Origin of the sequence: Streptomyces sp. NPDC060064 (assembly GCF_042736455.1) — a bacterium.
GTDB lineage: Bacteria > Actinomycetota > Actinomycetes > Streptomycetales > Streptomycetaceae > Streptomyces.
Map to the genome: position 1 here is coordinate 140,104 of NZ_JBHWWF010000010.1, position 13,515 is coordinate 153,618.

General features: G+C 70.0%; 10 protein-coding genes. 1 reads left to right on the forward strand and 9 read right to left on the reverse strand.

Annotated elements, in window-relative coordinates:
- Nucleotides 1-10: 10 nt before the first annotated feature.
- The 9 genes from ACFWDI_RS14765 to ACFWDI_RS14805 form a co-directional block, all read right to left on the reverse strand.
- A complete protein-coding gene (locus tag ACFWDI_RS14765) occupies nucleotides 11-1,993 on the reverse strand; it encodes an ABC transporter permease (protein ID WP_385303964.1) in 1,983 nt (660 codons plus the stop codon).
- The gene (locus ACFWDI_RS14770; RefSeq protein ID WP_385303966.1) at nucleotides 1,990-3,192 is read right to left on the reverse strand and encodes a glycine betaine/L-proline ABC transporter ATP-binding protein; all 1,203 of its coding nucleotides are present in this window, start codon (nucleotides 3,190-3,192) and stop codon (nucleotides 1,990-1,992) included. The genes ACFWDI_RS14765 and ACFWDI_RS14770 overlap by 4 nt, the downstream gene beginning before the upstream one ends.
- Nucleotides 3,189-4,739 carry a GMC family oxidoreductase gene (locus tag ACFWDI_RS14775; RefSeq protein ID WP_385303968.1) on the reverse strand — a complete coding sequence of 517 codons (1,551 nt, stop codon included), beginning with the start codon at nucleotides 4,737-4,739 and terminating at the stop codon, nucleotides 3,189-3,191. The genes ACFWDI_RS14770 and ACFWDI_RS14775 overlap by 4 nt, the downstream gene beginning before the upstream one ends.
- 16 nt (nucleotides 4,740-4,755) lie before the next feature.
- Entirely contained in the window at nucleotides 4,756-6,249 is a 1,494-nt protein-coding gene (locus ACFWDI_RS14780; RefSeq protein ID WP_385303969.1) for an aldehyde dehydrogenase family protein, read from the reverse strand.
- Nucleotides 6,250-6,682: 433 nt separating this feature from the next.
- Nucleotides 6,683-7,672 (reverse strand): malate dehydrogenase, encoded by a 990-nt coding sequence (locus ACFWDI_RS14785; RefSeq protein WP_385303971.1) that lies wholly within the window; start codon nucleotides 7,670-7,672, stop codon nucleotides 6,683-6,685.
- 221 nt (nucleotides 7,673-7,893) lie between these two features.
- The gene (locus ACFWDI_RS14790) at nucleotides 7,894-8,961 is read right to left on the reverse strand and encodes a DUF2690 domain-containing protein (RefSeq protein ID WP_385303972.1); all 1,068 of its coding nucleotides are present in this window, start codon (nucleotides 8,959-8,961) and stop codon (nucleotides 7,894-7,896) included.
- A 372-nt stretch (nucleotides 8,962-9,333) separates the two neighbouring features.
- On the reverse strand, nucleotides 9,334-10,554 hold the full coding sequence (locus ACFWDI_RS14795; RefSeq protein ID WP_385303975.1) for an NADP-dependent isocitrate dehydrogenase: 1,221 nt from the start codon (nucleotides 10,552-10,554) through the stop codon (nucleotides 9,334-9,336).
- Nucleotides 10,555-10,702: 148 nt separating this feature from the next.
- Complete coding sequence (locus ACFWDI_RS14800; protein ID WP_385303976.1) at nucleotides 10,703-11,722, reverse strand: DUF3017 domain-containing protein; 1,020 nt, start codon at nucleotides 11,720-11,722, stop codon at nucleotides 10,703-10,705.
- A 17-nt stretch (nucleotides 11,723-11,739) separates the two neighbouring features.
- The gene (locus ACFWDI_RS14805; RefSeq protein ID WP_385303978.1) at nucleotides 11,740-12,606 is read right to left on the reverse strand and encodes a bifunctional methylenetetrahydrofolate dehydrogenase/methenyltetrahydrofolate cyclohydrolase; all 867 of its coding nucleotides are present in this window, start codon (nucleotides 12,604-12,606) and stop codon (nucleotides 11,740-11,742) included.
- A gap of 275 nt (nucleotides 12,607-12,881) precedes the next feature.
- Between ACFWDI_RS14805 and ACFWDI_RS14810 the strand changes: the two genes are divergently transcribed.
- Entirely contained in the window at nucleotides 12,882-13,469 is a 588-nt protein-coding gene (locus ACFWDI_RS14810; protein ID WP_385303981.1) for a hypothetical protein, read from the forward strand.
- Nucleotides 13,470-13,515: the final 46 nt, after the last annotated feature.

Consider the following 13,515-nt stretch of genomic DNA (forward strand, 5'->3'; position numbering starts at 1 on the left):
AGGGACGGGTTCAGTCGGTCTTGCGGGTGGTGGACTGCGTGATCCGGTCCAGTACGAGACCGAGGCAGACGATCGCGACTCCGGCTGTCATCCCGATGCCCATCTCGCCCCGGGAGAGGCCCTTCACGACGTCGTAGCCGAGCGCGCCGCCGCCGACCAGGCCGCCGACGACAACCACGGCGAGGACCAGCACGACACCCTGGTTGACGGCGAGCTGGAGCGCCGGGCGGGCAAGCGGCAGCTGCACCTGGAGGAGTTGCTGCCGGGTCGACGCGCCGAGCGAGCGGGAAGCCTCCAGCGCGGCCGGTTCGACCTCGCGCAGACCCTGCGTCGTGATGCGTACGACGGCGGGCAGCGCATAGACGACAGCCGCGATGATCGCCGAGGCGCGGGTGACGCCGAACAGCGCGACCACCGGGATGAGATACACGAACTGCGGCATGGTCTGCATGGCGTCGAGCACGGGCCGCAACCAGCGCTCCAGACGTCCGGCCCGCGCGCAGAAGATGCCCGCGAGGACACCCAGGAAGAGCGTCAGGACAAGCGCCGCGAGCACCTGCGAGAGCGTGTCGAGCGACTTCGCCCAGACCCCCAGTACGCCGATCGCCGCCATCGAGACCGTGGCGGTCAGCGCCGTCGCCCAGGTGCCGACCAGCCAGGCCACGGCGGCCACCAGCAGCAGTACGGACCACCACGGCAGCCAGAGCAGGGTGTCGCGCAGGGGGTTGAGGATCCAGAGCGTGAAGTGCTCCGACCACACCTCCGTACCGCCGAGGACCGGGACGCCGGAGGAGAGGTTCTCGGTGATCCAGTCCTGGGCCTTGTTGACGGGCGTGGAGATGTCGTACGTCCAGCCCTCCGGCCAGGCCTTGCCGACCGCCAGCCGCCCCGCCTCCGCGGCGACGACACCGGCGAACACCAGCGCCCACGCGGACCGGCCGTGCAGCAGGCCGCCGCCCGGCGCGCTCTCGCCGATACGGTCGCCTGCCGCCGCCGTCGTACGGTCCAGCCAGATCGCGATCAGCACGATCGGGATGCCGGCGGCGAGCGCCTTGCCGACGTCGACGGTGGAGAGGGCCGAGTACACCTCCTCGCCGAGTCCGCCGGCGCCGACGAGGGCCGCGATGACGACCATCGAGAGAGCCATCATGATCGTCTGGTTGAGGCCGAGGAGCATCTGCTTGCGGGCGAGCGGCAGCCTCGCCGTTCGCAGCCGCTGCCAGCCGCTCGCGCCGAGCGACGCGGAGGCCTCGAGCACGGCGGGGTCGGCGCCGCGCAGTCCGAGTGCCGTGAGACGGGCCATCGGCGGGGCTGCGTAGATCACCGTGCAGAAGAGCGCGGCGGGCGTGCCAGTGCCGAAGACCAGCACGAAGGGGAGCAGATACGCGAAGGCGGGCAGCACCTGCATGGTGTCCAGCACCGGCCGCAGCGCCCGGTCGAAACGGTCGGACAGCCCGGCCGCCAGACCGATCAGTACGCCGAGCAGCGCGGCGACGGCCACCGCGACGACCATCAGCGCGATGGTGAGCAGCGTGGCGTCCCACATCCCGAGCAGCCCGCACACGGCGAACGCCCCGAACGCGGTCGCCGCGACCTTGACCCCGCGCCGCCCGAGCCCGGCGGCCCGCCAGGCGAACAGCACACCGGCGGCCAGGACACCCGGCCAGCCCATGGCGTCCAGGAACCGGTAGACCCCGTCGACGGCTTCCACGGCGGTGTTGGAGAAGTGGAGCAGGAAGTAGAGGAAAAGAGGGTGGGTCTCGCGGTTGTCGATGACCCACTGGTTGGCGTCGTCAAGCGGCCCGGAGACGTCGATGGTCAGCCCGCCGGGCCAGCTGCCGCTGCCCCACAGCGCGATGCCGACAGGTATCAGCACCAGCGCGGCGACGGCGAGCAGCAGGAGCTTGCCCTTGACGCGGTGGCGCAGCAGGGTCCGGAGGGTGCGTTCGGGTGCGGCCGCCTCCTTGGCGGGGGCGGTGACGACGGCCGTCATGCGACGACCGCCTTGTCCGTATCGGCACCACGGTCGAGGCCGGCCACGACATCCAGCAGCCCGCGGTGGTCGACGACCCCCAGGCACCGCCCGTCCTGCACGACACGCGCGGTCCGGCCGCTGCGGGCGACCGCCTCGATCGCCTCGAAGACGGTCGCGTCGGCGGCGAGCGCCGGTCCGCTCTCGGCCTCGCCGGCGTCCGCGGGGCGCATGGCCGTACGCACCGTCATGACCTGCTCGCGCGGTACATCGCGGACGAAGTCCCGTACATAGTCGTCGGCGGGCGAGCCCACGATCTCCTCCGGCGTGCCCAGCTGAACGATCCGGCCGTCCCGCATCAGCGCGATACGGTCGCCGAGCTTCAGCGCCTCGCTCAGATCGTGCGTAATGAAGATCATCGTCCGGCCTTCCTCGCGGTGCAGCCGGATGACCTCCTCCTGCATATCGCGGCGGATCAGCGGGTCGAGCGCGCTGAACGGCTCGTCGAAGAGCAGCACTTCGGGGTCGACTGCGAGCGCACGGGCAAGCCCGACCCGCTGCTGCTGACCGCCCGAGAGCTGTCCGGGACGGCGGTGCTCGAGGCCCTCGAGGCCCACCTTGGCGATGACGTCCGCGGCCCGGGAACGGCGGGCGGTCTTGCCCATGCCCTGGATCTCGAGGCCGTACGCGACGTTGTCGAGCACGGAACGGTGCGGCAGCAGGCCGAAGTGCTGGAAGACCATGGACGCACGGTGGCGGCGCAGTTCGCGCAGCCGCGCCGTGTCCATGGACAGCACGTCCTCGCCGTCGATGGCGATCGACCCGGATGTGGGCTCGATCAGCCGGGTCAGACAGCGTACGAGCGTCGACTTGCCGGAGCCGGAGAGGCCCATGACGACGAAGACCTCGCCCTTGCGCACATCGAAGGAGACATCGCGTACGGCGGCGGTGCAGCCGGTGCGCTCGCGCAGCTCGACCGGGGAGAGCGCACCGAGTTCGGCGTCGCCGGGGATGCGGCCGGCCTTCGGACCGAAGACCTTCCACAGGTCGCGTACGGAGAAGACGGGTGGCTGACCGGCGTCGGAAGCGGCCTCCTCGGTCACCTCCGCACCCTTCGTCTCCGCGCCGGGCTCGGCCTTGGTCCCGGCCTTGGTCCCGGCCTTGGTCTCCGCCTTGGTCCCGGCCTTGGTGCCGGTCTCGGACTCGGTCTCGGACTTCATCGGGTCACGCCCCTCTCCTCGGAAGCCGCGGACAGCAGCTCCGCGCACTTCTCTCCGACCATCAGGACCCCGATCATCGGGTTCACGGCGGGCATCGTCGGGAATACGGACGCGTCCGCGATACGGATGCCGTCGAGACCCCTGACCGTCAAGTCCGGGGAAACTACGGCAAGTTCATCAGTGGCGGCACCCATTCGGCAGGTGCCTGCGGGGTGGTACACCGTGTGCGCGACCTTCCGCGCGTACTCCCCGATCGCCTCGTCGGAGGTGACCTCGGGCCCCGGGCAGACCTCCCTTTTCAGCCAGCCGGCCAGCGGTTCGGCCTTGGCTATCTCGCGGGCGATCTTGATGCCGTCGACGAGCGTACGACCGTCGTAGTCGTCCTCATCAGTGAAGTAACGGAAGTCCAACGCAGGCTTTACATCCGGATCCGCGCTGGTCAGATACAGCCGGCCGCGACTGCGCGGCTTGGGGATGTTCGGCGTCAGCGACACCCCGTGCGCGGGCCGCTGATAGCCGAGCCGCTCCGGGTTGTCGGTGAACGGTATTTGGTAGAAGTGGAACATCAGGTCGGGCCCTTGTGCGTCCGGATCCCGCCGTACGAAGAGGCCCGCGTCGCTGTCCATCGCCGAGTTCTCGGGGATCGGCTCGTGCGTCTCCCAGACGATCACCGATTCCGGGTGGTCGAGCAGGTTCTCGCCGACGCCCGGCAGATCGTGTACGACGGGGATGCCGAGGCGCTCCAGATCGGCGCGCGGCCCGATGCCGGAGTGCAGCAGCAGCCGCGGAGTGTCCACCGCGCCGGCGCAGACCAGGACTTCGTGCCGCGCCTCGACGAACTGCTCCTCGCCGTCCTTCGTACGGACATGCACCCCGGTCGCGCGTGTGCCGTCCAGCTCCAGCTTGTACGCCCAGGTCTCCAGGGCGATATGCAGGTTCGGGCGGTCCAGGAACGGGTGCAGATACGCGACCGAGGCGGAGGACCGCTTGTTGTTCTCCGGGTGGTACGCGAGGTCGAAGAAGCCGACGCCTTCGTGGAACGGCTTCTTGTTGAAGCCCTCGACGCGCGGGACGGCCACCGCCGCCTGGGCCGCGTCGACGAAGTCACGGGCGATGGCGTTACGGTCCGCCTCGTCGACGGGGACGATGTTGTTCAGCAGCCGGTCGAAGTACGGGTCCATCGCGGCGGCGTCCCAGCCCTCGGCGCCGGCCGCCGCCCACTCGTCCCAGTCGGACGGCAGCGGCCGGAAGGCGATGAGGGTGTTGTGGGAGGAGCAGCCGCCGAGCACCCGGGCGCGGCTGTGCCGGATGTGGGAGTTGCCGCGAGGCTGCTCGGTGGTCGGGTAGTCGTAGTCGAGCTCGCCGCCGAGGAGCCCCATCCAGCGCCGCAGGGTGAGGACTTCGGGGCGGTCGACATCGCTCGGTCCGCCCTCGATGACGGCGACGGTGATGTCCGGGTTCTCGGTGAGCCGGGAGGCGATCACGGATCCCGCGGTGCCGCCGCCGACGACGACATAGTCGTACGTGGTCATGTTCTGCTGCGTCATTTCTGCGTACCCCTGCTCAGCCCGCGAACCAGCGCACGGGACGCGGGGCGAGGTTCTGGTAGATGTGCTTGGCCTCGCGGTACTCGGCGAGGCCGGCGGGCCCGAGTTCACGGCCGATGCCGCTCTTCCCGAATCCGCCCCACTCGGCCTGTGGCAGATAGGGGTGGAAGTCATTGATCCAGACGGTCCCGTGCCGCAGCCGCCCGGCGACGCGCCGCGCCCGGCCCGGGTCGGCGGTCCATACGGCACCGGCGAGCCCGTACTCGGTGTCGTTGGCGAGGGCGACGGCCTCGTCCTCCGTACGGAAGGTCTCGACGGTCAGGACGGGGCCGAAGATCTCTTCGCGTACGACGCGCATGTCGCGGTGGCACTGGTCGAGCACGGTGGGCCGGTAGAAGTACCCCTCGTACCCCTCCCCTTCCGGCCTCGCTCCACCGGCCCGCAGCACCGCGCCCTCCGCCAGGGCGGAGGCCACGTACTCCTCGGTCTTGGCGAGCTGCTGCCGAGAGACGAGGGGGCCGCACTCCACGCCCTTCTCGGTGCCTCGTCCGAGGCGGATCTTCTCGGCGCGGCGGGCGAGTTCGCCGACGAAGCGCTCGCGCAGCGACTCCTCGATGATGAGCCGCGACCCGGCGGAACAGACCTGCCCGCTGTGAATGAACGCCGCGTTGAGCGCCTGATCGACGGCCGTGTCGAAGCCCTCTTCCGTCCCGCACGCATCGGCGAAGACGACGTTGGGGTTCTTGCCGCCGAGTTCGAGGGCGACCTTCTTGACGCTGTCGGCGGCGGTGCGCATCACCTTCGTACCGCTGGACAGTCCGCCGGTGAAGGACACGAGATCCACATCGGGGTGCTCGGCCAGCCGGGCCCCGACGGGGTCGCCGGCGCCGGTGACGATGTTCGCGACGCCGACGGGCAGTCCGGCCTCGACAAGCAGCTCGATGAGCGCGACGGTGGTCAGCGGGGTGATCTCGCTGGGCTTGATCACAAAGGTATTGCCTGCGGCCAGCGCCGGGGCAATCTTCCAGCTCGCTTGCAGGAGCGGGTAGTTCCAGGGCGTGATCAGCGCACACACCCCGACGGGCTCATGCACCACCACACTGTGGATGTCCGGCGAACCGGCGTCCACCACTCTCCCGCCGCTCTCGTTCATGACGAGGTCGGCGAAGTAACGGAAGGCGTCGCTCACGCAGTCGACGTCGACACGCCCTTCTTCAAGGGTCTTTCCGGCGTCCCGGCTCTCCAGCAGACCGATCTCTTCGCGGTCGCGCTGGAGCAACTCGGCGACGCGCCGCAGCAGCGCGGCACGCTCGGCGACGGGGGTGCGGGGCCACTCGCCCTGGTCGAACGCGGTACGCGCGGCGGCGATCGCGGCGTCGGTGTCCTCGGTCCCGCCCTCCGCCACGACGGCGAAGACGGTCGCGTCAGCGGGGTCGATTATCTCGCGCGTGGCGCCGGATACGGCTGCGCGCCACTCTCCGCCCACGTGGATGGTCTGTTGTGCCGACACGTCGCGTTTTGCCTTCCGTTCCCGATACGTTCCACACCGGTGATATCCGGCGGTCGGGTCCCCTGCCCCAGGGTTCGGAAAGCATGCGCATTGGGTGTCTCAAAGTTACCCGTATCACTTTGCCCCGGCGGGGCAGGCGCACTCCGGCCGCATCAACTCCGTCGGGCCGCATCCCGCGCGGCCCCGGCGTGACCGAGGGCGACACCGGCCGCGATCACCGCGAGGGACAGCAGCACGGTGATCGCCGGATTCACGAACGCGGGCACGAAGTCGTGGGTGTACCCGTCGGACCAGCGGCAGGTCGAGCCGACCGCATCCAGCTCCTCCTGTCCGGGGAGGTCAGTTCCACATGGTCGGTTCCACCGGCATGACAAACGCCCCCGGCGGCCTGTCGGCTGCCGGGGGCGGTGCGTACGTACGTGAGGCGTACGGATCAGATGAGGCCGAGCTCGCGGACCGCCGCGCGCTCCTCCTCCAGCTCCTTCACCGACGCGTCGATGCGCGCACGCGAGAAGTCGTTGATGTCCAGGCCCTGGACGATCTCGTACGTGCCGTCCTTCGTGGTGACGGGGAACGACGAGATCAGGCCCTCCGGGACGCCGTAGGAGCCGTCCGACGGGATGCCCATGGAGGTCCAGTCGCCCTCCGCGGTGCCGTTGACCCAGGTGTGGACGTGGTCGATCGCGGCGTTCGCGGCCGAGGCGGCCGAGGACGCGCCACGGGCCTCGATAATCGCGGCGCCGCGCTTGGCGACGGTCGGGATGAAGGTGTCGGCGAGCCACTTCTCGTCGTTCACGACCTCCGCGGCGTTCTTGCCCGCCACCTCGGCGTGGAAGATGTCCGGGTACTGGGTCGCGGAGTGGTTGCCCCAGATCGTGAGGCGGCGGATCTCGGAGACCGGGGCGCCGGTCTTCTTCGCGAGCTGGGAGATCGCGCGGTTGTGGTCGAGGCGGGTCATCGCGGTGAAGCGCTCGGCCGGTACGTCCGGGGCCGCGGCCTGCGCGATGAGCGCGTTGGTGTTGGCCGGGTTGCCGACGACGAGGACCTTGATGTCGTCCGCGGCGTTGTCGTTGATGGCCTTGCCCTGCGGCTTGAAGATGCCGCCGTTGGCGGAGAGGAGGTCGCCGCGCTCCATGCCCTTCGTACGCGGACGGGCGCCGACCAGCAGGGCCACGTTGGCCCCGTCGAAGGCGACGTTCGGGTCGTCCGTGATCTCAATGCCGCTCAGCAGCGGGAAGGCGCAGTCCTCGAGCTCCATCGCGGTGCCCTCGGCGGCCTTCAGGCCCTGCGGGATCTCGAGGAGACGAAGCTTGACCGGCACGTCCGCGCCGAGCAGGTGGCCGGAGGCGATGCGGAAGAGCAGCGCGTAGCCGATCTGGCCGGCCGCGCCGGTCACGGTGACATTCACGGGAGTGCGGGTCATGGCGATCTCCGTAAGACAGCTGGCGGTGGGGGTCCCTGCCCCTGGTGCTGGACACCCCTTCGCGCGCGTCTTCTGAATCTTGACGTGAAGAGACATCCAGCGTCAGGCTATCCGACCCGCGACCCCGGCATTCCCCGCCCCCTTGTGGCGCGGCTCACGCGCGGCTCACGCGCGGCTCACGCACCGCTCACCCATGGCCCACCCAAGGCCCACCGCTGCGCTCACTGCTGCCCGGTGCAGCCCGTCGTCCCCGTCTTCAGCGTCGCGCACGCCTTCACCTCGGCCGGCGCCGCCGCCGCGGTCATGGGGGTGTACGCGTCGTTGTCCGCGTTCACCAGGCCGTTCTGCGCGCCCTTGCCGCCCACGCTTATCTGCACCGTGTCGCCGGGGGCCGCCTGAGTGATCCGGGCCCAGGCCGCCTGGCAGGTCTTGCTGTACCGGACCTCGACCCGGGCCTTGCCGACAGTCGCGCTGGAGACGGTCTTGGCGAGCTGTCCGCCGCAGCCCATGGCCTCCGGGTCCTGACCCGTGCAGTCCTTGCCACTGCACTTCACACCGGCCGGCAGCGGCGGGCTGCTGGTCGTCGGCGTGGCCGACGGCGTCTTGGCCGCGCTCTTGCCGCCGTCGCCGTCACCGCCGAGGTCGGTCAGGAGCACGGCCGCGGCTATCACCAGCAGCGCGCCGACCACGCCGGCCAGGAACATGGTGACTTTGCGCTTTCCACGTCCCTGGTCGGGGGAGGCGGTGGGGCCGGAAGGTGCGGTCGGCGGTGACATCGGCGGGCCCTGGTGACCGGGCGAACCCTGGTGGTCCGGGCCGGGCTGCACCGGTACGCGCGGACGGCGCTGCTCATCGGTCCTGAACGCCCCGGCCTCCGGTCCGGCGGGCTCCGCGGGCGCGGCCGTGCGACCCCCCGAGCGGCTGTTCGCGGTGCCCGCGGGGGCAGGGCCGAACTCACCGAGCGCCGCCCGCGCCTGGGAGATCCGTATCGCTTCCATGGTCATGTCGTGGCGCATCTCGGAGCGGCTCCAGGCGCGCTCCGCCAGCTCCCACATGGTGGTGAGATGGAGCGTGTTCGTACCGGTCACCTCGGCCAGCGCCACGATCGCGCCCTTGGGCGCGAGCAGCCGGCCGTTCAGATACCGCTCCCACGACGTCTTGCTGTACCCGGTACGGTCCGCGACCGCGGCGAGGTTCAGCCCGCTGCGGTCGACGAGCCGACGGAGCTGGCTGGTGAACTCCCGGACCTGCGGGTCCAGCTCCTCCGGTAGTGCCTTCCAACGAGGCATTGCCCCCCCTTGTCCCCCGAACGTTCCTGATGTGCCCCGCGCTGTCCCGACCCCGTGCCGTGCCCTTCGGGCGTCCGTGTTCCGGACTACCCAGTGGGATGCGCAGAGCCAGGATGTCAGTTCCTGTATTTGGAGTGCACGGGAGCATTCGGGACAGTTGGTGCGCCCCCCTGCGCGCCCCGCCCCGGCTGCCGCTTCAGTCTCGCATCCGTAGCCCAACGATCACACCGTGGCGGAATGGTCACTTCCATGCCACAGGCACCAGGCGTCCCTTGAACGCGGTTGGCGCGTCCATGACTCTTGAAGCACGACGGCGCCCGTCCTCCCTCGGGGGAGAGGACGGGCGCTGTCGGTCGTTCGGTGCCGGTTGACTCAGACGGACGCCATCTTCTTCTGCAGGTTGGCGTCGAGCGCGTCCAGGAACTGCTCCGTGGTCAGCCACGGGGCGTCCTTGGAGATGAGCAGCGCCAGGTCCTTGGTCATCTGGCCGCCCTCGACGGTCTCGATGCAGACCTGCTCGAGCGTCTCGGCGAACCTGGTGACCTCGGGAGTGCCGTCCAGCTTGCCGCGGTGGGCGAGACCACGGGTCCAGGCGAAGATCGAGGCGATCGGGTTGGTCGAAGTCGCCTTGCCCTGCTGGTGCTGGCGGTAGTGGCGGGTGACCGTGCCGTGCGCCGCCTCGGCCTCGATGGTCTTGCCGTCGGGGGACATCAGGACCGAGGTCATCAGGCCGAGCGAGCCGAAGCCCTGCGCGACGATGTCGGACTGGACGTCGCCGTCGTAGTTTTTGCAGGCCCAGACATAGCCGCCCTCCCACTTGAGCGCCGAGGCGACCATGTCGTCGATCAAGCGGTGCTCGTAGGTGAGGCCCTTGGCGTCGAACTCGGCCTTGAACTCGGCGTCGAAGATCTCCTGGAAGATGTCCTTGAAGCGACCGTCGTACTTCTTGAGGATCGTGTTCTTCGTGGACATGTAGACCGGATACTCACGGGCCAGGCCGTACCGGAACGAGGCGCGCGCGAAGTCGCGGATCGACTCGTCGTGGTTGTACATGCTGAGGGCGACACCGGAGCCCGGGAACTCGTGGACCTCGAGCTCGATCGGATCGGAGCCGTCCTTCGGGGTGAAGGTCATGGTGAGGGTGCCCGGGCCCGGGACCTTCAGGTCGGTGGCGCGGTACTGGTCGCCGAAGGCGTGACGGCCGACGACGATCGGCTTGGTCCAGCCCGGGACGAGCCGCGGCACGTTCTCCATGATGATCGGCTCACGGAAGATGACGCCGCCGAGGATGTTGCGGATGGTGCCGTTCGGCGAGCGGTACATCGCCTTGAGGTTGAACTCGTCGACCCGCGCCTCATCCGGCGTGATCGTGGCGCACTTGACGCCGACGCCGTGCTCCTTGATGGCCTTGGCGGCGTCGACGGTCACCTGGTCGTTGGTGGCGTCGCGGTGCTCGATGCCCAGGTCGAAGTACTTCAGCTCGACATCGAGGTACGGCAGGATCAGTTTGTCCTTGATGAAGGACCAGATGATGCGGGTCATCTCGTCGCCATCGAGCTCGACGACCGGGTTGGCTACCTTGATCTTGGCCATGACGTGGAACGTCCCTCTCACGCGCTTCGGCTGGGGTCGGCGAAGTCAGTGATGTCGCGGTCTCAGACTCCGCCGATATATCTCGTCATCAAGATACTCCAGATATCTCGTCATCAAGATACTCGAACGTCGGGACCAAACGTCGGGACTAACGGACGGTGAAGTGGACGGCGTCCTCGAGGAACGGGACGTCGAGCCACGGCTTCGGCTGCGTCACGAGCGCGAGCAGCACGATCAGGGTGCCGAGCAGCCCGTACGTGACCATGTCCGTGAAGCGCGAGCGCACCGCGAGCATGCCGACGGAGGGCAGGGTGCGGCGCATGACCGCACCGGTGAGCAGGGCCACGCCGATCAGGATGGTGCCCACCCGGAAGGCGTCGGCGAAGGCATCGCTGCCGACGATCACCAGGCCGACGCCTGCGAGGGCGAGGACGGTGAGCAGGGGCCACTGCCGAGCGGGCGCGGAAGCGTCCCCGGGCGCGGCCCGTCCACCACCCTCGGGCCGGGCGGTGTCCCGGGTGAGGGAGGGGGGCCGACGGGAGGGCGTCTTCCCGGCGCCGGGGCCGGCCCCTTGACTGTCGGCCGCCGTCGCGGAGGCGGCGTCGGCGTCCGGGCCGGTGTCGTCCGGACCGGCGTGGCGGGGGTGGACGGCGTCGGCGATCACGGCGGCGGCAGCGGTGTCCGGGGTCTCCGGCTTCGGGGAGGTGGCGTCGGCTTCCGGACGGGGTCCGCTGTCGACGGCGCCGTCCGCGGACTTCAGCGCGGCATCCTCGTCGCCGCCAGTCCCGCCACCGGCCGCATCGGCCACCGGCTTCCGGGCGGCGCCGTTGGCGTCAGCGGCACCCGAGTCCCGGTCGCCGGAACGAGAGCGGACCGCCGCAGCGGACTCGCCGTCCTCGGCAGGAGCACCGGCGTCGTCGGCCGCGGACTTCGGCGCGGCACCCTCGTCGCCGCCAGTCCCGCCACCGGCCGCATCGGCCACCGGCTTCCGGGCGGCGCCGTTGGCGTCAGCGGCACCCGGCCGGGACGGCTTGTCCTCCGCGGTGGACGCCCTCTTCCGGGCGGCCGCCGCGGCCGCCGCGTCGCCACCGGTCCCCGCCCCGTTCGGGCTCGCGCCCGCGCCCCGCGGCTCCGCCGCGTCGGCTCCGTCGTTCGTGCGTACACCCATGGGCTCAGCCTTCCCGGTCAGCCCGCGGCGGCGACCGCTGCGCGCTCCGCCGCCTCGACCACGTTGACCAGCAGCTGCGCGCGGGTCATCGGGCCCACGCCGCCCGGGTTCGGGGCGACCCAGCCGGCCACCTCGGCGACGCCCGGGTGGACGTCCCCGACGATCTTGCCGTTCTCGTCGCGGCTGACGCCGACGTCGAGTACGGCCGCGCCCGGCTTGACGTCCTCCGGCTTGACCAGGTGCGGGACACCGGCCGCGGCCACGATGATGTCCGCCTGCCGCAGATGCGCGGACAGATCGCGCGTACCGGTGTGGCACTGCGTCACCGTCGCGTTCTCGGACTTACGGGTCAGCACCAGCGGCATCGGCCGCCCGATGGTGATCCCGCGGCCCACGACCACCACATTCGCGCCGTTGATCTCGACGCCGTGGTGCCGGAGCAGCTGGACGATGCCGTACGGAGTGCACGGCAGCGGGCCATCCACACCGAGCACCAGCTTGCCGAGGCTCATCGGGTGCAGCCCGTCCGCGTCCTTGGCCGGGTCCATCAGCTCCAGGACGCGGTTGGCGTCGATGCCCTTGGGGAGCGGCAGCTGGACGATGTAGCCCGTGCACTCGGGGTTGTCGTTGAGTTCCCGTACGACCGCCTCGATCTCTTCCTGCGTGGCGGTGTCGGGCAGTTCGCGCTGGATCGAGGCGATGCCGACCTGCGCGCAGTCGCGGTGCTTGCCGCTGACGTACCAACGGCTGCCCGGGTCGTCCCCGACGAGCAGGGTCCCAAGGCCCGGGGTGATGCCCCGCTCCTTGAGCGCCGCCACGCGGGCGGTCAGGTCGGACTTGATCGCGGCTGCGGTGGCCTTGCCATCGAGAATCTGGGCGGTCATGGACCCATCCTCGCGGATGGACCCGCCCGGGTTCCAATTCGGGCCGCCGTCACGTGCCGATCGCGGCGTCTTCACGCTCACTCCCGGCCCGCCGCAAGGGAACCTGAGGTTGCACTTGCACAACACATACGGATCCCGACTGGACAAAAAGTCGACGTTAATACCACGATGAGCCGCGCAGTACCGCGGCAGTGTTGGGGGGCAAACCGCTGATCTCGTGACGTTCCTCCGCTCGGACCGCATCGTCCCCGCATTTTCAACGGAGGAATCCCGCCATGAGCTTCGGCGACCCGAACAACCCCTACGGCCAGCCGCAGGGCCAGCCGCAGCAGCCGGGCTACGGCTACCCCCAGCAGGGCCAGCCGCAGCAGCCGGGCTACGGCCAGCCGCAGCAGCCGGCATACGGCTACCCGCAGGCCCCGCCGGTGCAGCCCTACGGCGGCGCCCCGACGTCCATGCCCGGTCTGATGACTGCGGCCCGCGTCCTCCTGTACATCATTGGCGGTCTGCAGGTCCTCGTCGGAATCATCGCGGCCATCGCCATCGCGGCTGCCTCGGACGCGGTCGACTCGGACGCAGCAACTGGCCTGGCCGGTCTCGGCTTTATCGTGGTCATCATCCTGCTGGCCTTCGCGGGCCTGGCGATCTTCCTCGGGGTGAAGTTCTCCACCGGCGGCACCGCCATCCGCGTCATCACGATCGTGTACGCATCGCTGATGATCCTCGGATCCCTCGCCAACTTCGCGTCCGGCCAGGCCAGCGGCGTGGTCGGCGGCCTCGTCACCCTCGCCATCGGCGGCATCATCCTCGGCGCGATGGTGAACTCGCAGGCGTCTGCCTGGTTCAACCGCCCGCGTTACTGAGGTACTTGGCACCACACACGTACCGAATACACGAAGGCCGTAACAC

Excerpts from the sequence above, each read along its gene's own strand:
- ACFWDI_RS14765 (WP_385303964.1), bottom strand. The coding sequence starts at position 1,993 with ATGACGGCCGTCGTCACCGCCCCCGCCAAGGAGGCGGCCGCACCCGAA.
- ACFWDI_RS14770 (WP_385303966.1), bottom strand. The coding sequence starts at position 3,192 with ATGAAGTCCGAGACCGAGTCCGAGACCGGCACCAAGGCCGGGACCAAG.
- ACFWDI_RS14775 (WP_385303968.1), bottom strand. The coding sequence starts at position 4,739 with ATGACGCAGCAGAACATGACCACGTACGACTATGTCGTCGTCGGCGGC.
- ACFWDI_RS14785 (WP_385303971.1), bottom strand. The coding sequence starts at position 7,672 with ATGACCCGCACTCCCGTGAATGTCACCGTGACCGGCGCGGCCGGCCAG.
- ACFWDI_RS14790 (WP_385303972.1), bottom strand. The coding sequence starts at position 8,961 with ATGCCTCGTTGGAAGGCACTACCGGAGGAGCTGGACCCGCAGGTCCGG.
- ACFWDI_RS14795 (WP_385303975.1), bottom strand. The coding sequence starts at position 10,554 with ATGGCCAAGATCAAGGTAGCCAACCCGGTCGTCGAGCTCGATGGCGAC.
- ACFWDI_RS14800 (WP_385303976.1), bottom strand. The coding sequence starts at position 11,722 with ATGGGTGTACGCACGAACGACGGAGCCGACGCGGCGGAGCCGCGGGGC.
- ACFWDI_RS14805 (WP_385303978.1), bottom strand. The coding sequence starts at position 12,606 with ATGACCGCCCAGATTCTCGATGGCAAGGCCACCGCAGCCGCGATCAAG.
- ACFWDI_RS14810 (WP_385303981.1), top strand. The coding sequence starts at position 12,882 with ATGAGCTTCGGCGACCCGAACAACCCCTACGGCCAGCCGCAGGGCCAG.